We start from the raw sequence: 22680 nt of genomic DNA, 5'->3' as shown, positions 1-22680 counted from the left end.
CAAATCGAGGGAAGGCATCTTGTGCAGGTGAGCAGGTGAGCAGGTGGGCGGTATTATCTGAGAACAGAGTGCTTTCTCGTCTCCCTCTGACTATAAAAATGTCACAGCAGCAAGTTTTTGAACAATCGATTGAAATCAATGCTCCAGCTACAGTAGTTGAGCATTGTATCGCCGACCGCGTTTTGATGCACCGATGGCTGAACCCCGCGTTGCGATGCGATCCTGTGGGTGAGTGGAGTACAGATGTGGGGAGTCGCAGTCGTTTTGTAATGGAGGTGCCCCTGTTACAGCCTACACTGGAAAGTACGGTAGTCGAGCGAGAACCGGGGCTGATAGTATGGGAGTTTAACGGATTTTTTAAAGGACGCGATCGCTGGGAATGCCAACCCGTAGAAAAAGGCACCCGCTTGCTCAACCGCTTTGAATTCCAGGTTCCCAACCCTATAATTCGCTGGGGGTTCAATACCTTTGCCGCCGCTTTGACTCAACAAGATATGCAAGCGCAACTGCGTCGCCTCAAACGAGTCGCAGAAGGGCAAATAGGCAAGTAAGGGCGGGTTTTACCGACGATCTTTGCCAAAAACAGACTATTAAACTAAACCCACCCCTACCCGATGCAATTAGCAATTACCAATTAGCAATTACCAATTAGCAATTACCAATTACCCATTGCCAATCTGTTCTAATAACTTGCGAATCGCGCCAGCATCTTCAGCATTGGGGACGCGGACGAGATAAGTTTCCAGATCCTGACTTGCCAGGGTCAACTCTCCGATTTGATAGTATAGAAGACCGCGATCGCGCAATTCCATCGGCGCACCTGGAAACAACAGCAAAATGCGATCAACTACTGCCAGCGCTTGCTCCAACTGATGGCGATTCAGGTAAATTAATTTCAGATTCATCAGCATCCGCGCTAAAAAGCGGCGGTTACTAACTGGCTCTAAAAACGAGGGTTTTAACTCCACTCTTTGCTGATAAAGCTGAGATAATCTTTCCTGACAATCCTGCTCAAACAAAGTTTCGCCGCGATTAAACGCATCCACATAGATGCCAGCATCTTGAAAATCAGGTCGAATTATAAAATGACCCGGCATCCCTATTCCCACCATTGGAAAATCCACCCGCTTGGCAATTTCCAAGTAAACTAAAGATAGAGTAATCGGGATGCCCGTGCGCCGCTCTATGACATCATTTAAGAAACTATTACGCGGGTCGTAATAATCATCCTTATTTCCCGAAAACCCCAAGTCATCGTAAAGATACTGGTTAATCGTCTGGATGACCCGCAGCGGATAGCGTTGAGCTGGCAGACGCTCTTTCACCTCATCTGCCATTGTATCGAGCGCGCTGAGGTATTCATCCGGGTCGAGGTCTGGATACTCCTCTTGGGCAATATACAAAGCTGCCTTTGCCAAGTCGATTTGTTCTTCTGGCTGATATATCTCTTTGTAGAAGTATTGCCGTGGGAGGGGGAAGTCCATCTAATTAAAACCCAATATTTCAGACACTGCTTTTACGATATCAAGATAAATGTTGCCTTGCATCTGACGAAACAGTTCAAAAGGCGAGTTAGGAGAGCCAAAAATCGGCCTCAGCGTCCAGCCTAGCTGACTGCCGACGAATCCATAAAGCATCAACCAGAACTGCAAGATCCTGGTACGAATTGCTTGACCTTCCGGGTCTTCATCGGAAATTAGCTGAATTCCATTATAAAGGAATTGAACCCCAATTACCCCCGTCAGCATAAAAATTGCCACATTCAGCAGTTTAAAAAACTGATAATGCTGGGTTGTAATCAGAAAAAACAAAGTGACGGGTGCAAAACCAAATAAAAGCGCGCTAATCACAGAAGCCGCACTCAGGACAACTGCAAAATGCTGCCCCAGACTGCGATTCGAGCCAAAAAAAGTACTAAAAATGTACAGCGTTGGTAAACAGATTAACAGAGTCAGCAAATAAAGACTTGGCAGCTTAATTGCCGAAGATAAAGATTGAGCCGGACTGTGGAATAAGCCCACAATTGCCCCATAAAGAGCGAAACAAACCGAACTGCAAACCAACAGGGAGATAATTTTACCTTGAAGCCCTTCACCCTGACGAATTTCTTGGAGAAAAGCCTTGCGATCGCGCAGCAGCGTAATCAGCACCGTAAAATGATTTGTTGAGCGAGATGTTTTCTGAATCATAACTGACCTTGGTAATTGGTAATGGGTAATGGGTAATTGGTAATCGGTAATTACCTCTTCTCTTCTTCTTCTTCTCTCTGCGTTCTCTGTGCCTCTGTGGTTCGTTTAACGAAATCCCAAAAGATAAGCGAGAGATTGAAATACACTCACATAAAAATTACCCTCCCTTTCTCTAAACAACGAAAACGGAGAATCAGGCGTACCGAAAAAAGGTCTAAGCGTCCATCCTAACTGACAACCGACGAAAGCGTAAAGAAATAACCAAGCTTGTAAAATCTTTCGCCGCGTATCGCTACCTTCAGTATCTTGTTCCAAAATACAATTTGCCGCCTGATACAACGAAGAAACCCCAATCCATCCAGTTAAACTAAAGATAGCCACATTCAACAAAATGAGAAACTGGTAATGGGTGGTACTAATCAAGAAAAACAAGGTAATAGGCGCAAAACTGAACAACAGCACGCTCGTTACCGAAACCGCGGTTAGCACCAAAGCGAAATGCTGACCAAAAGTGCGCTTGGATCCAAAAATAATGTTAGAAAAGTACAGCGTTGGCAGACAAACAAGCAGCGTAATTAAGTAAAGCGCTGGCAATTTAACCGCCGAGGATAAAGCTTGCATCCAGCTATGATAAATCCCCATAATTCCGCCATAAATTGCCAGGAATAGGGAACTGCAAACGAGGAGAGAAAAGATTTTACTGGGGAGTTTTACACCTTGACGAATTTCTTCTAAAAAGAGGGCGCGCTCCCGCAGCATACTTATCATCACGCCAAAGGATTTCGCCCCCTGAAATTGCTGTTTCATCCTGCTTATCTCCTCAAATAATTTATCTCGTACCCAGGCTGATCCTGGGTACGAAAATCTCGATGATCTGCATCGTTTTACTAATCAAGGCGGAGCCTTGAGGATATAGTTCCCAGGCTGAGCCTGGGAACTAGAGTATGGAGTAATCGCCGCCAGAACCGTATTGCCAAGCTTCCACCCAACGATGGTAATAATATTGCTGAATGGGCGGTAAATTTTTCATCCAAGGTTCGATAGCTTTCCCCAGTGGATAAAGAGCGCTATAAGCGCCCAAATTTACATAATGAACCATCCAATCCAACAACGGCAATAAACCTACCTGCGGAATAATTTTGAGGACTAATCCAGGCTGGGCGATAGAAGTTTTAAACAGCGTTTGCGACAGGGCGGGAAATTGCACCACATCTTGTAAAAACGGTTTTAACACATCTTCTCCCAACTGCTCCATTTCTTTAAATACCCCCGTCAAAAGTTCGTTAATTTGATTCGGGGGTATTTGTTGATTAATCCCGGCGCTCATCGAACGTTGAAACATCCAAGTTACCGCTATACTTGGCTGATAAGGCTGTAGGAGTTTCAAAGCATTTTGACTCAATTGGTCGCTTTGTAGCGCCTCGTGGACGCCGTTTGCGAGACGTTTTAGATGCCGTACCATTGCCCCAAAACCGCCAAAACTCAAAGGGGATTGACTGCCGCTACTATCTCCAATGGGAAGAATGCGATTCCAAGGCATTCTTAAGGGACTTTCGCGGAAAGTGGGGAAGAAACCAAACAGCGCCCGTTTAAATTGCAATTGTTCGAGTTCTACCTGCTGATATTGGGGTAAAAGGCGCAGGTAGTCCTCAAAAAATGCTTCTAAACTAAAGCGCTGCGGGTTAGCATCCATGTAAGTAAACAGGTAGGTTGTTCTGCCATCGCGGGCGGGAAAAGCTTCCCAGAAGTACTGGCATTGATTTTGCAACGGTGTGAAGGAGTACAACAAGTCGCCCGTGTCGTTTTTCGGAAAACCTGTGGCACAAGTTCCGACAACAAGACACACCCCATCGGGTTTTGTTCCTGCCCTTGCCTGCTGTACGATGGGGGAAAAATGTCCCATGGCGTCGATTAAGAGGCGAGTTTTGAAGTTGTTACCCGCTTCCAGCATTACTCCATCTGGATGGATAACTGCGCTTTGGAAGGGTGTTTTTTCAAATAGCTTGCCGCCCGCTTCGAGGAATTTTGTTTTGAGGGTTTCTAAGAGATAAACTGGATTGAGGCCGATGTTGAGAACGTCTTTTACCCAGAGATCGTTGCCGCCAAAAAAGCCGATGCGGGCGGGGTTGTATTCGGTGGCGATCGCTTTTTCCAATTCTGCTGCTGAAAGCAGTCCCAATTCGACAAATGTTTCTAATTCTTTGCGGGATATATTCCATTCTTGCTCTCTGCCGCGCAAGATTCCTCGTTCAACTAAAGCAACTCGCCAACCTTTTTGGGCTAATGCAGCGCCGATTAATATTCCTAAAGTGCCGCCGCAGATGACAACATCAAAATCTACTTCTCCCAAGGGTGTGGGATTTTCTTTGACTACGTTGGGGATGGGTGCGGTGTTTTCTTTGAGGGATTTCCAAAGAGTATCGACGCGGCGCAGTTGTGCTAAGACATCGCCGGGGAGTTGGTCAAGAATTTGTTCGGTGAGGGTCATGATGGGAGTGGGTTAGACAGGAATTACTTATTGTTATGGTAGTGCGATCGCAGGCAGCAGAGGATAGAATCTAGTCAGAGCGCAACCTAGCAGACTGCTGGAAACCGTCAAATGGTAAAAACTGCACAACTCAAAATCGACTATCCAGAGACATTTCCCGATGCCTTGCAACAGACAAGAGAACAATTTGAGCAAGAAGCTAAATGGGCAATGGCGGTGAAATTGTTTGAAATGAAACGCTTATCTTCGGGTATGGCTGCTGCATTGGTAGGGACAGATCGAGTAAGTTTCTTGTTGAATTTACATCGGTATGGAGTCGCGATGATCGATTTAACAGAAGAGGAACTTTTATCCGATTTAGAGAATGCTTGAACCTAACAGAATTGCAATCAACACTGCACCGCTCATTAGTATTGTCGCTGCTTTAGGCGATTTAGAGATACTTCGCAATCTATATGCTCAAGTCCTGGTTCCGTTTGAAGTCTGCCAAGAAATACTTGCCAAAGGTATCAGCGGATTTGCCGTTGCAGAATTTGAGGCGGCTTTTTGGTTACAAAAAATAGCTATTCCCATACAAATTGCCCCGATTTTTCTCAATTCGTTGGATCTAGGCGAGGCATCTGTGATTCAATTAGCCTTGAATGAAAATATCCAAACTGTTTGTATAGATGAGCCAGCGGGTAGGCGAATTGCTAGATTAAGTGGTCTTTCGCTAACAGGTTCTATAGGTATTTTATTGCGTGCCAAGAGGGAAGGATATCCACTTTCAATGCAGCAAGCGATTGAACGGATGAGAAATAGAGGCATCCGGCTAAGTGACACTGTGGTTAATTTTGCACTTCGGGAAGCTGGTGAGGATGGATGAGTGCGATCGCTCGTTGTTATGCCAAACTAGCCGAACGAGTGAACTCGCGGCTACACAAACGAAGCCTGCCGACCCAGGCTTTGCGGTTGTCTGCGTGTTATTACGGGTGCGATCGCGGTTTTATCTCCATTCGACGATACTGAACAGCCTGAATATAGCGAAATTTACGGTTTCGGATAACTACTTAGTTGGGTAAAAATTGGGTTAGGGAAAATGCGGGGACGAGGATGAAGGCGCGATCGCTTCTTAATCTAATTGCAAGCATAACTTTTTGGACATTGGTTTGTTGACAATAATTTCCTATCCAGCTACAACTCAGGAAATTCAAAGGCTTCCCCCATCGCCAGGAATTAATATCGGTAGAGTTGAATATCTTCGTGCAGAAAGAGTACGCGATCGTCAACTTGAACAGGCATTAATTCGCGAAGGGGTAGAACCTAACATAACATATACTTCAGTCTCGTATGTTTATAACAAAGTGGATTTAAACGGAGATGGTCATCCGGAAGCAATAGTTTCTCTTAAATCGCCTGCGTTTTGTGGTACTGGAGGTTGTCTTGCTTACATTTTCCGGTCAAATGGAAGAGGCTATCGAGAAAAAGTTTATGAAAGCCTCACCTACGGCACAATTGTGATTGCACCCCAGAAAAATTCAGGGTGGAATAATTTAATCAGACCTTATCGGAATTGGGAGCGCGATAGATGGGTTATTCGTTATGGTATCTTGCGCTTCAATGGCAGAGAGTACACAGGTATAAGTAATCTGCCACGCAACTCAACTCTTACTGGCACAGTTGCATTGGCATCGGATTACGAACATTCTCTGCAACCCTCGCCTAATGAGCAACAGACGGCAACGGAGCGCTCGCCAAATCAAGCGCGTTCAGCTACTTCGTCTAACATGACTGCAAGACCTCAAGTTCCAACTTGGGATCAGTTTGTAGCCAGTTTAAAGGAAGGAGAAGATTATGTTGCCTCTGATTTTGACCAGCCTCAATAATTTAGGAACTCGGTGGATTGGTGTATATATCCTAAAAGCAGGATTAGCAAGCTATCCTATTCCAGGCAATTCAGAGATTAACCAAGTTAATTTTGATGCAGATCGTTATGTCCAATCAGGACAAGCTATTTACTTGTTTTGGAATTTAAGTCATTCGGCTATAGCATATGCAAATGACAATCAGGTTAGATTTCCCGAAAAAGGGAGAGGTTGTTTGGCAATTACCTGTTTAACAGCTCCTTCCATGAGTAACGCTCAAATTAGCAGTATTTTGCGTTCAGAACGAGCGATTAGTACAACTGCATCTGCAACGTCCAGCACTCAGCGATCGCCTAATTCTGGGCAACAGACGGCGACGGAGCGATCGCTTCTAGTAGCTGCTAATGCACAATCAATTCGCGGCGTTACTGTTCCACCCGCTGAAAAAAGCCCTAGTCGGCTAGCGGATGGCTATGGCTTCTTTCTTGATAAACCCAACGCTAAAAAACTAGATGATGGCACATTGATATACAGCTTTGATGTCTATAACTTGGGTTATGCTGATGGTGTAATTGAGGTATATGATTCACGCAATAACTTGATTGAAGTCAGAGGAATTGAAGGATTTAGAAATCCTGCTACTAACTTATACGCTTACCCAGTAGAAGGAGTGAACAGGCTTTTCAGACTAGCTACTGAAGGATATGGTATTTTGGATTTGAGAAATACATTCGTTAGAGCGAAAAAGACTGAAATTAGAAACATAGCTATTCCACGTGGAGGACGCTTGATTTTCACGTGGAATAGCGAACGAGCCATAATATATAACCAAGCAACTTTTGTAATGGGAGTTTTAGCTGATTCAGTATTATCGAAATTTCCTAGCGGTGATAATTATACTATTAAAACAAATATTCTGTCATCTCTTTTTATCGAACTTCAAAAAGAACGAGTTGGTAGCTTGCTCCGAGATGGGATGTTGCTAACAGCGCAAGATAGCCGCAGAGCTTTTGCCAACCAAAGTTGGATTGAAGAGCAGAACTTATCCAAGCTAATGGAAATAGGCTCTAAGGTTCTTGCACAAGAGTTGTTGAAATATGGAGCGGAACGCACGGTAGTTGATCAGTTAGTTTTAGGAAAAAAATTAAGTTTTTGGGTGACAGCCGCAGAAATTACTGTACAAGGTAGCAATGCCTTTTTACAATGGCTTGATTTGGAGCGTTCTCGAAAATGGGAACAAGCAGACGGGCAACCTTTTGGTATCTCTAATTGAAGAATGCCGAACGCCTGAAGGCGCGGCTACACGAACAAAGCCTGCCTTCGCGGGCTGGGTGTTTAAATCGGTAAGATTGCGGGTGCGATCGCGAGCAAAACTTTCGCAAAATACAATAAAGGGCTTTACGCTTTGGGTTTTCTCACCAACGCAAAATAGCCCGAACGAGTAAACTCGCGGAGCGCAAGCGGGCACACAAACAAAGCCTGCCAAAGCAGGCTAAATTTCCACAGCCCGCGCAGGCGGGCTTCGTTTGTGTAGCCCCACCCTTCAGGGTGAGGGTATTTTAACAAGAGGAAAAAATGCACAGAAATTTTACACAATTGTACCTGCATTTTGTCTGGGGAACTTGGGATAGATTGCCTCTAGTCACACCAGACATTCAAGAAGTCATTTATGCCGCAATTATTAGTCAATGCCGTCAATTGGGATGCACGGTAATTGCCATTGGCGGCGTCGCAGATCATGTTCACTTACTCACCGATTTTCCGCCTACCTTAACCGTATCTGAACTAATCGGCAAAGCTAAAGGCACTTCATCTCACCTAATTACCCATGAAATTAAACCCAAAGAATTTTTCAAATGGCAAGGCGGTTACTGTGCATTTACAGTGAGTCACCAAAATATAGATCAAATAGCTAATTATATCCGTAACCAAGCAAGTCATCATCAACAAAAATCCCTCATCTCGCACTGGGAAATCAGCTGATTGAGCCATCCCGCAGCCTAACGCCTAAAGGCGCGGCTACACCAACAAAGTCCGCCTACGCGGACTCTTTAGCCTGGGTCGGCAGGCTTCGTTTGTGTAGCCGCGAGTTCACTCGTTCGGCTCTAGATTTGTGCATGCGAATCTTGGGTAGGGGGAGGGTACAAGAACGAGCAATAGCGCAGTTGAATAGCTTATCCGTCGATAATCCAATCCGCTCGATTGCTCTAGAATTGTTGTATAAGTGCGATTCGTTTAGCCTAAAGACACTCTAGAAATAAGTTCTAAAGTGACGGGACGGTTAGCAGAAATCCTGTAAAAAGGATTCTGACAACTGATTACGCTTGTGGGTGTAAGTCCCACTCTGCAAGTGCAGCAGTAAAAGCATAACCCCTATCAGATTGAATAACAACCAATCAGGTAAAGCGGGGATAAAAGGCAGAACTACTGGAAGCCGAATCTGATAACTGCCGAGCCAGAATTCATGGGTAGCGAAAGCAAATATGTGTCAGAACCATCGTCATAATTAATAGTCAAACCGCTGATTAAGACCAAGCCAAAAGGCAAGGATAGGGTATTGGCGGTTTCGTATCCGACCAATCAGCACTACCCAAAAACCCGGTGGAGAGCATCACGCTAAAAATTCAACCAAAGCGTAATCGGAACGAAGTAACCCCAATATATCTCTGGGAAGGTCGATACCCAGTAAGTAGTTAGCCACAAGGTATATCGGGGAGGGATTGAATCAAAAGCGAACGCCCTGTAGTAATTACAGGGATATGCTGACAGATTCACAATAACCTTAACGAAAGAGTTGTCAATGGGCTAGGAGAAGAAGCAAAGGTAATATTAATCAGGGCAAATATTGGCGAACAGTAGGCAAACGAAGTTGGTGTTTCACCACAGAATTGGGACTAGAATTACTTCTACACTCAGCAACGCCAATTGTGCGGCACGTCAAAGTGAAAGGTAATGCTAGCCCTTACAATGGTGACTGGATTTATTCGAGTAAGCGACTCAGAAAACATCCAGAAGTACCAACCAGAGTAGCCAAACTACTGAAAGCACAAAAAGGAAAATGTACTCACTGCGGTCTGTATTTTACACCTACAGACATTGTAGAAGTTGACCATATGAACGCTGTCACAATATCAACACAGCCAGGGATGGCTGGTTGAACTCGTACCCTAGTCCTGGCTTTCTACCATACAAGAAACCCGGTTTTTTAGAAAAACCGGGTTTCTTGATTATTTGGCTAAGGAAACTGCTTTTGAGACTGCTTCATCCAATTTATCTACCACAGATACTCCCAACCCTGCCAAACGCTCTCTAGCGGCGAGTAGGTAGGAACCCGCGAGGCGCACTACAAAATGGGGATAGTGAGTCTGCGATCGCACTTCCACCCCAGCAGCTACTTCCTGGGTCACGCTCACCCCACTACGGCGGCGACTCCCACTCGTTGAATTCACCGCTGGTACCGTTTCCCCACTGGGTGGCAGATATTTGGCAATAATGCCAGCTACGCCATCGCAGGAAGTAGCTCCGCCTAAAATATTCACTAAAACAACCTTAATCCCCCTATTTTCGCTCAATAATCCCAGTCCCCTTTCCAAGCGATCGCACAACGTCGTCCCTGTCCCCATCCCCGTCATCTCTTCGCCTATATTCAAGTAGCTGGCTGGCTTTCCCCCTCCTTGGTATACCAAATCTAGGGTCACCATCCCTAAACCATTCCCGTTACACACCACCGCAATATTTCCGCCCGCTTCCAATACCTGGGGCCTTGAATTATAACACATACTTAAATCTTTAGCAAGATCGCGCTCGTCTCCCTTTTCTTTTTCCCGCTGTTTTGCCAGGATTACCAACTCGCGATGGCGTCCCAAAGCCGCATCGTTGGCGATGACTTTACCATCTAGCGCCATAACTTCGCCAGCAAGACTGACACCCAGGGGATTAATTTCGACTAAATCCAAGTCTTTCTGGATAAACAATTTATACATCGCTTCGACGATGGTACTGACAGCCGAAATTAACTGACCCTGCAATCCCATCTTCAAAGCCAAACGGCGGGCGTAGAATGGGGAAAATTCACCCTCTACAATTACCTGCTGCATTTTCTCTTGCACCGCATCCGAATCCATACCGCCCTGGGGCGAACCCAACAAAACGGGGCGACAAAGGGTATAATCCAGGGCGACTGCCAGATAAAATTCTTGTGTCGCATTGTAGCGAGCTTCTGCTAGGAGTACTTTGGGATACTCGCCCCGAATGGGTAATTGGAAAATAGTTTGAGCTGCGGCGATCGCATCGATTGTATTTTCCACAAATTTAATCCCGCCTGCTCTTCCCCTATTCCCCTTTGGCACTTGAGACTTCAACACCACTGGATAGGGTATCTTTAAATCCTTCAGGTCGCTAGGGCGGTCGATGCGTTGGGACGGTAAAACCGGAATGCCGATTTCGCGAAATAATTCTTTAGCTTGATATTCTAAAAGGTCCATAAATAATTGCGGTAGTGGGTATTGAGCGGTGTATAGTGAGTAGATTCACCCACTACTTATTACCTACTACCTTTTCTTGCCAGTCTTTGGCGACTAGATCGATGCCGTAGAACCGCTGCCAGAAGCGATCTACAACCTTTGTGGGCAAGACTTTGGTCATGAAAAACAGCAAAATCTTGCCGCCCGTAGCAGCAGTATAGCGGGGTTTTGGATTGGGGTCTGTAAGCGAGCGCACAATTACCTCTGCCACGCGCTCAGATGTCCAAGCGCGGGAAGTGGTTTTATCCTGCAATCCTTTTAAATTCTCAAATGCAGCGCGGTAAGGTGTAGTTTCGGGAGAGGTTACCGCTTGCTCGACTGCTTGAGCAGCAACGTCAAAAAAATCCGTACTGACCGGCCCTGGTTCAATCACGCTGACTTTAATATTAAACGGCTCCAACTCCATCCGCAGGGAATCGCTGAGGGATTCCAAAGCAAATTTAGAAGCGCTATATAACCCGCCAAACGGAAACGCCATCCGTCCCCCGATTGAACTAATATTAATAATGCGTCCGCCGCCAGAGTTACGCATAACGGGAATTAATGCTCGAATCAACGCCAGCGGTCCCAAGACGTTAACTTCAAATTGCCGCCTTGCTGCCGCCGCCGGAATTAATTCTATCGGCCCCATTTGACCGTACCCGGCATTATTAACCAAGGCGTCAACGCGACCAAATCGTTCCAAGGCTCTGCTAGCCAAGGCTTCGACTTGCTCGACCTTTGACATATCTGTGGGGACGACCAATACTTCCGCACCGGCTTTGTTACAGTAGGTGGCAACGGCTTCCAGCTTTTCGGTGTTGCGAGCTGCCAGAACTAATCGGATGCCTAAAAATCGTTGAGCCAAAACTTGTGCTAAAGCCGCTCCAATTCCCTTGGAGGCACCAGTGATCAGTACAACTTGTTCGGATAAGGCAGGAAAATCGGGCATAGTAAATTTAGTACTCCTAAGAAACTCGCTCAAGAGCATGTGGGCAGGTGAGCAGGAGTTTCTTTTTTATATGACTGGTTGCGTTTGCTGCCCTGGGGACGCTCTTAATCTTATCTTTACATTTCTTATAATTTTTCGCAGCGCATATCTCTTGTTTCTAGGGTGGGAAAATTGACTTATTTGGCTGGTTGGATCTGAGAATAAACCCGGATGGGACTTATCTTTATCAATCAACGTGAAAATCAAATTGATTAAAATTAACACTCAAAAAACCAAAGGTGGTACCCTATGCAAACAGTAGCGCAGCAGGATGAGATCAAAGCACTAAAGCGATTTTTGCAGAAGCGGTTGCAGTCAGAAGCAGCCTTGGAAGTACCCTTCCAACTACAGTGCGTTCTCAAAGATGGGGAATTATTGATTTTGGTGCAACACGAGGCATCAAACGGATTTGACGCGACAAACATCTTCAACACGCTACAGCAAGCAATTTCTGCCGTGGGATCGGCTTTGCCCAACGCAGGGTCGGACTTCCAGCAGGTACACGTTTTCCTGAGAGTGGCGGGACAAAAGCAGCCTTATGCAGCGGAAGATTTTACAGTAGAGAACCCAGTCGCTGCGAGTAAGAACGCTTCTGAACTGGAAAACCTGCTGGCATTGGAAGAAGAAGAAAACCCGCCCCTAAGCTGGGATAATTTCACAAACGATCCCGAAACATCCGCAACGGGGACATCAAAACAAACAGTCGAAGATCGCCAAGGCGTCCAAAAGCAACCCACGCCAAAGCGAGAGAACCCGTTTAAAACAACACCCAAGGTGCAACAGCACAGCAGTGACAGGGAAACGCCGTCGCCAGCGCCCCCAGTACCATTGTTGGCAGCCGTTGGTGTAATGGCGGGGGTGCTGTCATTGGCTAGCATCTACGCCTTGACGCGCCCTTGCACGATCGGATCTTGTTACCAGCTACAAAACGCGCAGCAGTTAAATCAAGAGTCAATTGAAATTCTGCGTCAAGCCAAGTCGGGACAAGAGTTGGTGGTAGCGCAACAGAAATGGCAGCAAGCCACCGAACAATTGAAAAGTATAGCCCCTTGGGCGCGCGATCGCGCCAAAGCACAAAACCTGTTACAGACTTACTCAGCGCAGATGGCGAGGCTAGACTTGGTTTTAACCGGGTTAAACAAAGCCACCCAAGCAACGCAAAAAAGTCAAAATCCTCCCCACTCGGTACAAGAGTGGCGAGATATCCTGGCGCTGTGGAACGAGGCGATCGGGCAAATGCGGCAAGTCGCTCCCAATAGTTCGGTTTATCCCCTAGTCAAGCAAAGATTAGAAGAATACCAGCTCAACGTCGCAATTGTCAACCAGCGCATCCGCACCGAACAACAAGCAGACCAAGAATTGATCGAAGCCAAGCAAACGGCACAAGTTGCCGAAGCGCGCATGGGGAACGCGCGCAGCTTTGAAAACTGGCAACAAGTTTTCAATAGCTGGCAGGCATCAATCGATGCCCTCACCTCGATCCCGCCAACTACAACGGCTTACAGAGAAGCCCAGGATTTATTATTAAACTACCGACCTAAACTGGCAACCGCACGCGATCGCCGCACCAGAGAACAAATCTCGGCAAACGGTTACAATCAAGCCGTGAGTCTGGCATCTCTCGCCCAGCGCCTAGAACAACAAGGTCAATGGTCGCAAGCGGTCGCTACCTGGCGTCAAGCTTCTACCTCCGCCTCCCAAGTCCCCAGCGAAAGTTTTTACTACAATCAAACCCAACCGCTGATCGATGCCTATGCTAATGCTTTAAAGCAAGCAGAAGCCAATCTGAAAATATCCCTCCTTTTACAAAAAGCCCGCTTGGATCTCAACCGCACTTGTTCCGGTACAACCAGGATTTGTAATTTTAATGTCGCCAACGATGGTATTAAGGTTTATCTTACTCCTGCTTATTACAACCAGTTGGTAAGAACTAACGCCACCGCGACTCTAAACGGCGACGCCGATACCCAACAAGCAGTCGAAGATCATCTCCAAACCTTACAAGCTGCCCTAGAAGCTATCAGCGAAAACGCTAACCTGCCCCTGGCGCTTTACGACCACCGCCGTCAACTTATCGGTACTCATACGCCTAAAAGTTAATTGGTAATTGCTCATTGCTAATTGCTTATTGCTAATTGCTTATTTAGGGCTGACGCGAAGCAACCGGGTTTCTCTGAAAAATTTGTCAACGATATTGGAGGGGTTAATGTTTTTGTGAATGATGTTAGCAGCGTGGATTTGAGCTAAACTTGCAGTTGTTGCGATCGCAATCTGTAAAAAGTCCTCATAGTTGACTTGGCGGTTACTCATCCAGCTAGTCAGGGATTCGCCGCCAAAGTCCTCAAATACAATTGACAAAGGTATTTTGAGATTTTTCTAAACTGAGGGAACGACAAACGCCAGTGATATTGAGTTTATGAGTAATTTCATATTCTTGCCTGTAGCACACTAGCTCTTCCGGTGTGGTATAGTCTTGTTTGAGAAGTTTGAGGATAACATCTTGACAGTCTAACGAAAGGATAGCTCGGTAGACGAGAGAGTTGGCACTTTCGTAAATCTGTCTAATAGTTTGGTAGCCAGGAAGGATGAGCATAGAGCGAATTACCGTCAGAAATAAGATAAACAATCGAGAATAAGGGCTTAATTTCCTGTTTTTAGCACAATCTCTTCTGTAAACCTGATAATGTAACAACAAATTATTTTTTCAGGTTTTCCGACTATCCCAGATAGAGAGTTGTTTTGACGCAAGTTGCCCTGGGGAGGTGCAACTTCGGTTGGCTGAAATCCTCATCTTGTATGAGTTATAGCTGTTTGATTCATCGGTAGTTACAGTCATAGAATGTAAGATTTTATTAAGCTTTGCAGCGATATCATATCTGGTGGAAATGGTGCGCTACACGACCTTAACGCACCCTACTGGCGCGACACGCCTAAAATGGTGCGTTACGACGGATTGTTGAATTTAAGTCAGAGCAAAGATGATCGCCGTCTAACGCACCCTACTCTAATCCACTGTTTTAGCTGTGTCGCGCCACTACATATAGAAACTTTGGGTAATTCCTGTAATTGCTAATTGCTTATGGGAATATTTTCGGGATCTACCATTAGTTATTAGCTATTAGCATTAATGAATTAGCTGATCGTATGAATTGAAAACTTTTAAACAAACTCCTTTTGTAACTAACAAAGTAGCGATTAAAGTAGCAGTTGCTACCATAAATAAAACTAACATCTGGTAAAATGCTGCTTGAAACGGGCTAACACCGCCCAAAATTTGACCTGTGAAAAATCCTGGAAATGCAATCACACCGACGATTGCCATCGAGTTTAAAGTGGGAATAATACCAGCGCGGATTGCTTCTTTGCGATAGGATGCTACTGCTTGTTGAGGTGTAGCGCCCAAGCTGAGGTGAGTTTCGATTTCTATGCGTGCGGCGACTAAACTGCTGGTGAGGCGTTCACCTGCGATCGCCGCCCCATTCATTGCCTGACCTAATACTATCGCCGCCAAGGGCACAAGATACCGGGGTTCGTACCAAGTCGGCGGTTGCAATACCAACAAATTGACATACCCTACAGTGAAAGCCGTACTGAGTAACAGCGAACCCCACACTATCGGTAATATTTGGGGAATCTTTTTACCGATGCGATTGCGCGCTACCAGCGCCGCCGTGGTGAGTATCAAAATTAACACAACTAGAACCGCTACTGGGTTATTCCCGGCGAAGGCTACCTCTAAAACAAAGCCTACCCCGAATAGTTGCGCGATCGCGCGCACCGTCGCCGTCAACAGACGCCATTCCAGTCCCAGTCTTTCTATAGCAGATAACCCTATGGCAATTGCGATCAAACCCAATGCCCAAGCTAGGTGTCCGATATCAAGTTGAATTAAATCCATATGCTAATCGGTAATGGGTAATCGGTAATTGGTAATGGGGTTATGGACATCCTACGGGAAGCCAACAAGCGCGTCTACGTCTTTTTCCCTCCTACCAATTACCAATTAGCCATTACCCATTACCATTCTTATAGGTAAAAATTACTGGTAACAGAGTGAGCAACATTCCCCCCGTTGACTTGGCGCAGCAATATCAGATGATCGCAGAAGAAGTGAATGCTGCTGTTTTAAGCGTACTGTCCTCTGGTCGTTACATTGGCGGCAACTCAGTCGAAAGTTTTGAGCAACAGTTTGCCAGCTACACTGGCGTTAGCGAATGCATCGCCTGTAATTCTGGTACTGACGCGCTGTATTTGGCATTGCGATCCCTCGGCATCGGGTCGCAAGATCAAGTTATTACCACGCCCTTCACTTTTATAGCCACCGCCGAGGCGATTAGCGCCGTTGGGGCGACGCCAGTATTTGTCGATATTGACCCCGAAACGTTTAATTTAGACCTTAACCAGTTAGAATCGGCTATTACCTGCAAAACTAAGGCAATTATTCCGGTTCACTTGTTTGGGCAGCCTGTAGATATGACGCGCTTGATGGCAATTGCTTCTGCCCATAACCTGTTTGTCATCGAAGACTGCGCCCAAGCGACAGGGGCAGAATGGGCAGGGCGAAAGGTAGGCAGCATCGGACACATCGGCTGTTTTAGCTTCTTTCCCACCAAAAATTTAGGCGCTTGCGGTGATGGGGGGGCGGTAACGACTAATGATAGCGCGATCGCTACCCAAATTCGCCGCCTGCGAGAACACGGTACCAGCAGTCGCTACTACCACGAAGCCATCGGCATCAACAGTCGCCTAGACGCCCTGCAAGCCGCTATTGTGCAAATTAAACTACGTTACCTCGATACCTGGAATGCCCAACGTAGGGAAATTGCCACCCGCTACCAAGATCTGCTAAGTCCAATTCCAGGCATTATCCTCCCCCAAGCACCAACTAAGGGTAAAACTGTCTGGAATCAATTTACGATTCGGGTAATCGGCACAGATGAAGCGGCTACTAGGGACAGGGTACGCAGCCAAATGCAAGAAAAAGGCGTTTCTTCAATGGTTTACTATCCTTTACCCCTGCACTTGCAACCAGTTTATCAAGGTTTAGGTTATCAGCAAGGCAGCTTTCCCGCTGCCGAACAAGCTTGCCACGAAGTGTTGTCTTTGCCAATATTTCCAGAACTATCTATCGAACAACAGGAACGGGTTGTTTATGCATTAAAAGAGTCATTATTCAATAGTTCAATAGGGGCGGGTTTTACCGATGATCCATGCCATCAGCGACAATTGGTTTAAACCCGCCCCGGTATTGTCTAGGGGCGGGTTTTACCAATTCAATAGGAACAATAAATTTCAGGCTGTAGGCGCACAGCATTTTTAAGTTTTTGGGTAGAAATCAAAACCGATCTACGTTCCCTACAAACCTGTTAAAACATCTGGAAAATCAAACTGTAGGGGCACGGAATTCTACCATCTGTGGGTAGAAATCAAAACCGATCTACGCCGTCAAACTTTAGGGGCACGGCATTTTACCATCTTTGGGTAGAAATCAAAACCGATCTACGCCGTGCCCCTTCGCCCCTACGATTAAACGCGGACGCGGTTTTTGCTAGTTGTCGCCAAGGCTTCTACCAAGCTGCGGACGACTGCTATCATTGCAACTTCGCTATTGAGTTGGTTAACAGCCGATCCTACACCGACGCCAGACGCACCCGCAGCGATCGCTAAAGGTGCGGTGACGCTGGATATCCCAGAAGCGCAAAGTACCGGGACGGATACGGCGCGGGAAATTTCATACGCCGCCGCCAAGGTAGGTGCTGCCTTTTCGATCAATCCCAGGGTTCCTCCATGAGTAGGGGCGCTGCTGGTACCCCCTTCGGTTTGGATAATATCAGCACCCGCTTTCACCAGTTCTTCTGCCAGATGTACCTGTTCGGACAGTTCTAAGGTATGGGGAACCGTCACCGATAAGGTAATGTGGGGCAGGAGACTGCGCGTTTGCTGCGTCAGCCCCAATACTTCCTCTGCTTCAAACCGACGCCCCAGGGCATAGAAACTGTCATAGTTACCAATTTCGATCAAATCTGCACCCGCAGCCACCGCCGATACAAACCGATCCGGTTCCACTGCCGATACACAAATCGGCATATCTGTCAATGCGCGGCACAGGGAAACCAGATCCCGATCGGCGGCAATATCTACAAACGTCGCCCCGCCTTGGTGAGCGGCTTTCACCGTTGCTGCTACTCGCATAGGGTCGAAATTATTCAAGCCGCTGATAATTTTTAGGGCAATGCCTTGGTCAAAAGCACCCTGTAGTTTTGCATCGATCATCTAAAACCTCATGAGAGTGTGGAAACCACCATCTTTTCAGTGGTGGATGAAACAGGATGCAGCGTTTTTAAACGCTGTCCCCTAAAGGGGAGGAGAGGTATGGTTGCCTCTCCCTGCGGATATGATTGTCCCCCAAACCCCATTTCTGGGGTAAAGTTAGCAAGGCCAAGGTTATCGGTCGGTACTATCTCAAAAGCACTGTCTTACACCTCGTAAAACTGTTTAACTCTTGAGTTCTAGAGCAGGGAACTAGCACTCTCATTCCCTGGTAGGAACTTGAACGCTTGCCGATAACTTTGTTTCCCCGTTGCACCGGACTCGGGCCCGTCAGCTACCTAAAGTTTCGAGGCAGTGAGCCGCCGTCTCTTTAGAGCGGGGTGCTGACTTTGCTTCTGTTCTCGTACAAACACTCGTACAAACAAATGTATAGCTCATTTTGACATTCCCGGTCCCCACCAGCTGCCTTGCGATCGCCCGATAAATTATTCCATCAAAGTCAATCATTTTTAATAAATCTTAATAGTAGCTCGGTCAGCCGAATTGTGAGATTTTTGTTTTTCAGGATGCAGTTATCACTTTGATTTCTAGGTAATCTCAAGGAATAACTCCCTGGCGACAAGGTGCTAGGACCTGAAAAACTAGCCAAAAGAGGTATACAATGCCATTCATAAATGTTACAATTTTTTACAAAACTTTAAAGGTAGCGCCATGAAGACCGCTCAGACTTCCACAGACTTAGTGCGCACATACCTTCGGGAAATCGGCAGAGTTCCCCTGCTAACACACGAGCAGGAGATATTGTACGGCAAACAGGTACAGCGCTTAACGGCACTTATGGCGGCGAAAGAATCCCTTGCTGCTAAGATAGACCGCGAACCCACTATGGCGGAGTGGGCGCAGCAAGTTGAGCTGTCCCCGTCAGAGATACAGCAGATTATGAGAGAGGGAGAAATTGCCAAGCGCAAGATGGTCGAAGCCAACTTGCGACTGGTGGTATCGGTTGCCAAAAAATATATTAAGCGCAACGTAGACCTGTTGGATCTGATTCAGGAAGGCACGATTGGGATGCAGCGGGGGGTGGAAAAATTCGACCCGACCAAGGGGTATCGGTTTTCCACCTATGCCTATTGGTGGATTCGTCAGGCAATTACTCGTGCTATAGCGGAAAAAGGTCGGACGATTCGCCTGCCGATCCATATCACCGAGAAGCTGAACAAAATTAAGAAAGCTCAGCGCTATCTATCCCAAAGACTGGGAAGAGCTGCTACCGCTGCCGAGTTAGCCGAGGAACTAGATTTGACCCCGAAGCAGGTACGGGAATACCTGGAGCGATCGCGTCAGCCGCTATCGCTAGATTTGCGCGTCGGCGATAACCAGGACACCGAACTGGTGGAACTGTTAGAAGATACCGGGCCTTCCCCAGAAGAATTCGCCGTGCAGTCGGCACTCCAGACAGATCTGGAAAAGCTGATGTCGGATCTGACGCCCCAGCAACGGCAGGTGTTAGAGTTGCGGTTTGGTTTAGAAGACGGACAAGCTTTAACCCTGGCTAAAATAGGCGATCGTCTCAACATCAGCCGCGAACGAGTGCGGCAGATCGAACGGGAAGCGCTGACAAAACTCCGCAAGCGCAGAACGGATATGGAGGAATTCCTGCTGGGAGCATAAATAAAAAAGATAGGAAATAGGGAGCCGAAAAAACCGTAGCATTCTGCTTCATCTGAGGTATCTCCCTATACCCTGTCCTCGCTCTCCATCTTCCTTATCCCTGACCAATGCCCGATTCCAGTGAGAAAAACCACCAGACAAAGGTTCGGTTCCACCCACTACATGACTTAGATCGGATTGCTAAAGTAGTTGACATAAGCGCATCAATAGCAAGCTCGGTTGTAAACATTTCAAAAGTGCGCCTTTTAAAGTTAAGCATTCAAACAATTGCACGCCACCACGGAGGTTATGGTGAATCAATCATCTAATAGAGGCCCAGAATTTTTGAAAGAAGAATCCGAACAAGCGAATTTGCTGTGGCAATACGTGCAATCTATGAGTCCGGATACAGTTGCCCAGCTATCGAAACCCTCTTCGGCGGAAGTTTTTCAGGTGATGGAACGCAACATTATCGGTTTGTTGGGCAACCTGCCTTCAGAACATTTTGGCGTCACCATTAGTACCAGTCGGGAAAATTTTGGTAGACTTTTGGCTTCTGCCATGATTAGCGGTTACTTTCTCCGCAACGCCGAACAGCGGATGACTTTTGAAAAGTCTTTGAGCGGTGCTGAAGCCAGCGCCCCCGAAGGCGAATAGGCAAGCAGTGGGGTGCGTTGAATATGTCGTCCCCACTCAAAAACTCGACAGGCTAGCTCAACGGCCTGTCGAGTTTTATTATGGCCCAATTGAGGCGATCGCTCCCGTTCCTAGTAGGCGCTTTAGCCGTTCTTCGTAGGCGCTTGAGCGCCCCCGTTCTTCGTAGGCGCTCAAGCGACCCCAAACTCTTATAAAATCTGAATTACCGATGCGCGAACCAAACGCACCCTTACCCCATAAGCTAATTGGCGTTGCCGCGATATGGAACGACCAACAACAAATATTAATTGACCGTCGGCGTCAAGATGGTTTATTAGGAGGATTGTGGGAATTTCCCGGTGGCAAACTAGAGCCTGGTGAAACCGTTGAAGAGTGTATCAAACGGGAAATATTAGAAGAGTTGGGAATTGAAATCGCAGTCGGCGACCATTTGATTACGATTAACCACCCCTATTCTCACTTCCACGTCACTCTAATCGTGCATCATTGCCGCCACATCAACGGCGAACCGCAGCCGATAGAATGCGATGAAGTGCGTTGGGTAACGTTAGATGAGCTTGATCTGTATCCGTTTCCCCAGGCTAACCTCGAGATTATCAACGCACTGCGAAAAAGCTAAAGCAACTGCGTCCCATGCCCGATCTTAATTTTGTCGATAAACTGGCAAAGTGAAGTGGAAGCAACTGCCACTACCGGGAGTAGAATCTACCCAAATGCGACCGTAGTGTGCTAGAATGATGCGCTGACACAAAGATAAACCAATTCCGTATCCCTCCTTGGCTTGATCCCGTTGGAGGCGGAAGCTGTCTTCAAAGATATGTTCTCGGCTTTCTTCGGGGATACCGGGACCATTGTCGCTGACGCTGACTTGTACTTTTTGGGAAGTGCGGTGCAGGATCGAAATGGCAATCGTGCCTTCTTCTGGGGTGTATTTAATTGCATTGTCGAGCAGGTTTACCAACACTTGGCGCACTCGTTCTGTATCGGCATATACGTAGGGCAAGTCTTTGGGGATATCGGTTGTCACCTGCTGCATTTTTGCTTCAAATACGGGTTTCATCGAATTGAGAATATCTAAGCAGAGGTTCTCCAGGTTGAGTTTTTGCGGGTGAATGCGGAGCGTTGCTGTTTTCCCTTTCCCTGCTTGGAGTATATCGGCAATCAGCCGCTCGATGTTGCGGGTTTGCACTCGCGCCTGTTTGATTAAATGGGCGGTGAGGGCGGGTGTTAGCCGCGATATTTGACCGTTATGAGGATTGTAGTTGGTTTCTAGGGTTTCTAGGGCAATCGAAGCCGCCGTGAGGGGATTTCGCAGGTCGTGCGCCAGCATGGAGATAATCCGGTCTTTGAACTGCAACAACCGTTGTAGTTCTTCGTTCTCCTGCTTCAGTTGAAAAATTTCTTCGGTTAGTTGAATCAGTTCGGCAAAATTGTTAATCGAAGCGAGCAAAGGTTGGGTGGTTACACTGGCATCAGGTTGTAATGTCAGATGCTCAATCGCATCGTGTTTCCAGCGCGTCCACCATTCCTGCAATTGCGCCACTAAGTTACTACCCGCTAGCACATGTCGCGGCGGTGGGCTGATTTTAATCAACGCTGGTGTTGCCACCAGTTTAAAATGTTCGGCTAGATAGGGTTGTGCCCCAACATCGATCACCTCAAATTCTAACGGATAGTCAGCTTTGAGCTGTTCGAGATCGTGTCGGAGTTGCTGAAGTTGTTCAGTGGAACTTGGACGTTCGTCTACGAATAACAACAGCTGTAAAGGCGTCTGGGGATGGGTTAACTTTTCAGCAGTTGCTGGCATGAATTCTTTTTTCAGCACGGCGGAATTTCCAAGGTGACGCTATTCCAACAGGTTAAGGTAATCAACCAGGTGAGGGTAGAGTACTTGCCCGTTTGACTTCTATTTATAAGCTACCTCTTTCTGAGTATTCTAGTAAGTCGTTGCAACTATCTTAGGGTATAGGGCATCAATCATGAAGTATGGAGCATGTTTTACCAACGATCTACCACCTTCGCGACAGTTTATTTAAACCCGCCCCTATCTTGAGTCATACAACATAACATGAGACTCTGATCGAGAGCG

The 22680-nt window shown here is 46.7% G+C and carries 24 protein-coding genes; 12 read left to right on the top strand and 12 right to left on the bottom strand.

The features are described from left to right. Positions 1-98: 98 nt before the first annotated feature. Entirely contained in the window at positions 99-551 is a 453-nt protein-coding gene (locus tag ACE1CM_RS06895) for an SRPBCC family protein (RefSeq protein WP_374876737.1), read from the top strand. 111 nt (positions 552-662) lie between these two features. Here the strand turns inward: ACE1CM_RS06895 and ACE1CM_RS06890 are convergent, their stop codons facing one another. The 4 genes from ACE1CM_RS06890 to ACE1CM_RS06875 form a co-directional block, all read right to left on the bottom strand. After that, complete coding sequence (locus tag ACE1CM_RS06890; RefSeq protein WP_374876661.1) at positions 663-1484, bottom strand: SirB1 family protein; 822 nt, start codon at positions 1482-1484, stop codon at positions 663-665. Next, positions 1485-2189 carry an actin-binding WH2 domain-containing protein gene (locus ACE1CM_RS06885; protein ID WP_374876660.1) on the bottom strand — a complete coding sequence of 235 codons (705 nt, stop codon included), beginning with the start codon at positions 2187-2189 and terminating at the stop codon, positions 1485-1487. A 105-nt stretch (positions 2190-2294) separates the two neighbouring features. Further along, positions 2295-2996, bottom strand: coding sequence for an actin-binding WH2 domain-containing protein (locus tag ACE1CM_RS06880; RefSeq protein ID WP_374876659.1), 702 nt, complete (start codon positions 2994-2996; stop codon positions 2295-2297). Between the two features lie 130 nt (positions 2997-3126). Further along, a complete protein-coding gene (locus ACE1CM_RS06875) occupies positions 3127-4677 on the bottom strand; it encodes an FAD-dependent oxidoreductase (RefSeq protein ID WP_374876658.1) in 1551 nt (516 codons plus the stop codon). A 111-nt stretch (positions 4678-4788) separates the two neighbouring features. Here ACE1CM_RS06875 and ACE1CM_RS06870 point away from each other — a divergent pair, with 111 nt between their 5' ends. The 6 genes from ACE1CM_RS06870 to ACE1CM_RS06845 all read left to right on the top strand — a co-directional run bounded on the left by ACE1CM_RS06870 (position 4789) and on the right by ACE1CM_RS06845 (position 9679). Then, positions 4789-5049, top strand: a complete 261-nt coding sequence (locus ACE1CM_RS06870; RefSeq protein ID WP_374876657.1) for a UPF0175 family protein — start codon at positions 4789-4791, stop codon at positions 5047-5049. Beyond that, a complete protein-coding gene (locus tag ACE1CM_RS06865) occupies positions 5042-5542 on the top strand; it encodes a DUF3368 domain-containing protein (protein WP_374876656.1) in 501 nt (166 codons plus the stop codon). The genes ACE1CM_RS06870 and ACE1CM_RS06865 overlap by 8 nt, the downstream gene beginning before the upstream one ends. Before the next feature lie 286 nt (positions 5543-5828). Continuing rightward, entirely contained in the window at positions 5829-6542 is a 714-nt protein-coding gene (locus ACE1CM_RS06860) for a hypothetical protein (protein WP_374876655.1), read from the top strand. Then, the gene (locus tag ACE1CM_RS06855) at positions 6511-7794 is read left to right on the top strand and encodes a hypothetical protein (protein WP_374876654.1); all 1284 of its coding nucleotides are present in this window, start codon (positions 6511-6513) and stop codon (positions 7792-7794) included. The genes ACE1CM_RS06860 and ACE1CM_RS06855 overlap by 32 nt, the downstream gene beginning before the upstream one ends. Before the next feature lie 302 nt (positions 7795-8096). Continuing rightward, positions 8097-8504: an IS200/IS605 family transposase gene (tnpA, locus tag ACE1CM_RS06850; protein ID WP_374876653.1), complete on the top strand. Its 408-nt coding sequence runs from the start codon at positions 8097-8099 to the stop codon at positions 8502-8504. A gap of 905 nt (positions 8505-9409) precedes the next feature. Next, on the top strand, positions 9410-9679 hold the full coding sequence (locus ACE1CM_RS06845; protein ID WP_374876652.1) for an HNH endonuclease: 270 nt from the start codon (positions 9410-9412) through the stop codon (positions 9677-9679). Between the two features lie 69 nt (positions 9680-9748). On the opposite strand, the gene ACE1CM_RS06840 is transcribed toward ACE1CM_RS06845, so the two are convergent. Then, on the bottom strand, positions 9749-11005 hold the full coding sequence (locus ACE1CM_RS06840; RefSeq protein ID WP_374876651.1) for an ATP-grasp domain-containing protein: 1257 nt from the start codon (positions 11003-11005) through the stop codon (positions 9749-9751). Between the two features lie 52 nt (positions 11006-11057). After that, complete coding sequence (locus ACE1CM_RS06835; protein ID WP_374876650.1) at positions 11058-11975, bottom strand: SDR family oxidoreductase; 918 nt, start codon at positions 11973-11975, stop codon at positions 11058-11060. Between the two features lie 288 nt (positions 11976-12263). On the opposite strand from ACE1CM_RS06835, the gene ACE1CM_RS06830 reads away from it, so the two are divergent. After that, positions 12264-14114 carry a hypothetical protein gene (locus ACE1CM_RS06830; RefSeq protein WP_374876649.1) on the top strand — a complete coding sequence of 617 codons (1851 nt, stop codon included), beginning with the start codon at positions 12264-12266 and terminating at the stop codon, positions 14112-14114. 39 nt (positions 14115-14153) lie between these two features. Here the strand turns inward: ACE1CM_RS06830 and ACE1CM_RS06825 are convergent, their stop codons facing one another. The 3 genes from ACE1CM_RS06825 to fetB form a co-directional block, all read right to left on the bottom strand. Next, positions 14154-14372, bottom strand: a complete 219-nt coding sequence (locus ACE1CM_RS06825) for a hypothetical protein (RefSeq protein ID WP_374876648.1) — start codon at positions 14370-14372, stop codon at positions 14154-14156. Then, positions 14356-14607, bottom strand: a complete 252-nt coding sequence (locus ACE1CM_RS06820; protein WP_374876647.1) for a hypothetical protein — start codon at positions 14605-14607, stop codon at positions 14356-14358. Before ACE1CM_RS06820 ends, ACE1CM_RS06825 begins: the two co-directional genes overlap by 17 nt. A 531-nt stretch (positions 14608-15138) precedes the next feature. Beyond that, positions 15139-15912 carry an iron export ABC transporter permease subunit FetB gene (gene fetB, locus ACE1CM_RS06815; protein ID WP_374876646.1) on the bottom strand — a complete coding sequence of 258 codons (774 nt, stop codon included), beginning with the start codon at positions 15910-15912 and terminating at the stop codon, positions 15139-15141. Between the two features lie 155 nt (positions 15913-16067). Between fetB and ACE1CM_RS06810 the strand changes: the two genes are divergently transcribed. Beyond that, the gene (locus tag ACE1CM_RS06810) at positions 16068-17249 is read left to right on the top strand and encodes a DegT/DnrJ/EryC1/StrS family aminotransferase (protein WP_374876645.1); all 1182 of its coding nucleotides are present in this window, start codon (positions 16068-16070) and stop codon (positions 17247-17249) included. A 291-nt stretch (positions 17250-17540) separates the two neighbouring features. On the opposite strand, the gene ACE1CM_RS06805 is transcribed toward ACE1CM_RS06810, so the two are convergent. Both ACE1CM_RS06805 and ACE1CM_RS06800 read right to left on the bottom strand, forming a co-directional pair. After that, entirely contained in the window at positions 17541-18287 is a 747-nt protein-coding gene (locus ACE1CM_RS06805; RefSeq protein WP_374876644.1) for a DUF561 domain-containing protein, read from the bottom strand. A gap of 327 nt (positions 18288-18614) precedes the next feature. Further along, complete coding sequence (locus ACE1CM_RS06800; RefSeq protein WP_374876643.1) at positions 18615-18791, bottom strand: hypothetical protein; 177 nt, start codon at positions 18789-18791, stop codon at positions 18615-18617. A gap of 204 nt (positions 18792-18995) precedes the next feature. Between ACE1CM_RS06800 and ACE1CM_RS06795 the strand changes: the two genes are divergently transcribed. The 3 genes from ACE1CM_RS06795 (at position 18996) to mutT (ending at position 21210) form a co-directional block, all read left to right on the top strand. Then, positions 18996-19955, top strand: a complete 960-nt coding sequence (locus ACE1CM_RS06795; RefSeq protein ID WP_374876642.1) for an RNA polymerase sigma factor, RpoD/SigA family — start codon at positions 18996-18998, stop codon at positions 19953-19955. A gap of 288 nt (positions 19956-20243) precedes the next feature. Further along, positions 20244-20591, top strand: coding sequence for a DUF760 domain-containing protein (locus tag ACE1CM_RS06790; protein ID WP_374876641.1), 348 nt, complete (start codon positions 20244-20246; stop codon positions 20589-20591). Positions 20592-20799: 208 nt separating this feature from the next. Further along, complete coding sequence (gene mutT / locus ACE1CM_RS06785; protein WP_374876640.1) at positions 20800-21210, top strand: 8-oxo-dGTP diphosphatase MutT; 411 nt, start codon at positions 20800-20802, stop codon at positions 21208-21210. A gap of 24 nt (positions 21211-21234) precedes the next feature. Here the strand turns inward: mutT and ACE1CM_RS06780 are convergent, their stop codons facing one another. Next, positions 21235-22398 (bottom strand): histidine kinase, encoded by a 1164-nt coding sequence (locus ACE1CM_RS06780; protein WP_374876736.1) that lies wholly within the window; start codon positions 22396-22398, stop codon positions 21235-21237. Positions 22399-22680 lie beyond the last annotated feature (282 nt).

Origin of the sequence: Microseira sp. BLCC-F43 (assembly GCF_041929235.1) — a bacterium.
Classification (GTDB): Bacteria; Cyanobacteriota; Cyanobacteriia; order Cyanobacteriales; family Aerosakkonemataceae; genus Microseira.
Note: the sequence above shows the minus strand (reverse complement) of the source record. Positions and strands in the feature narration are given on the sequence as shown.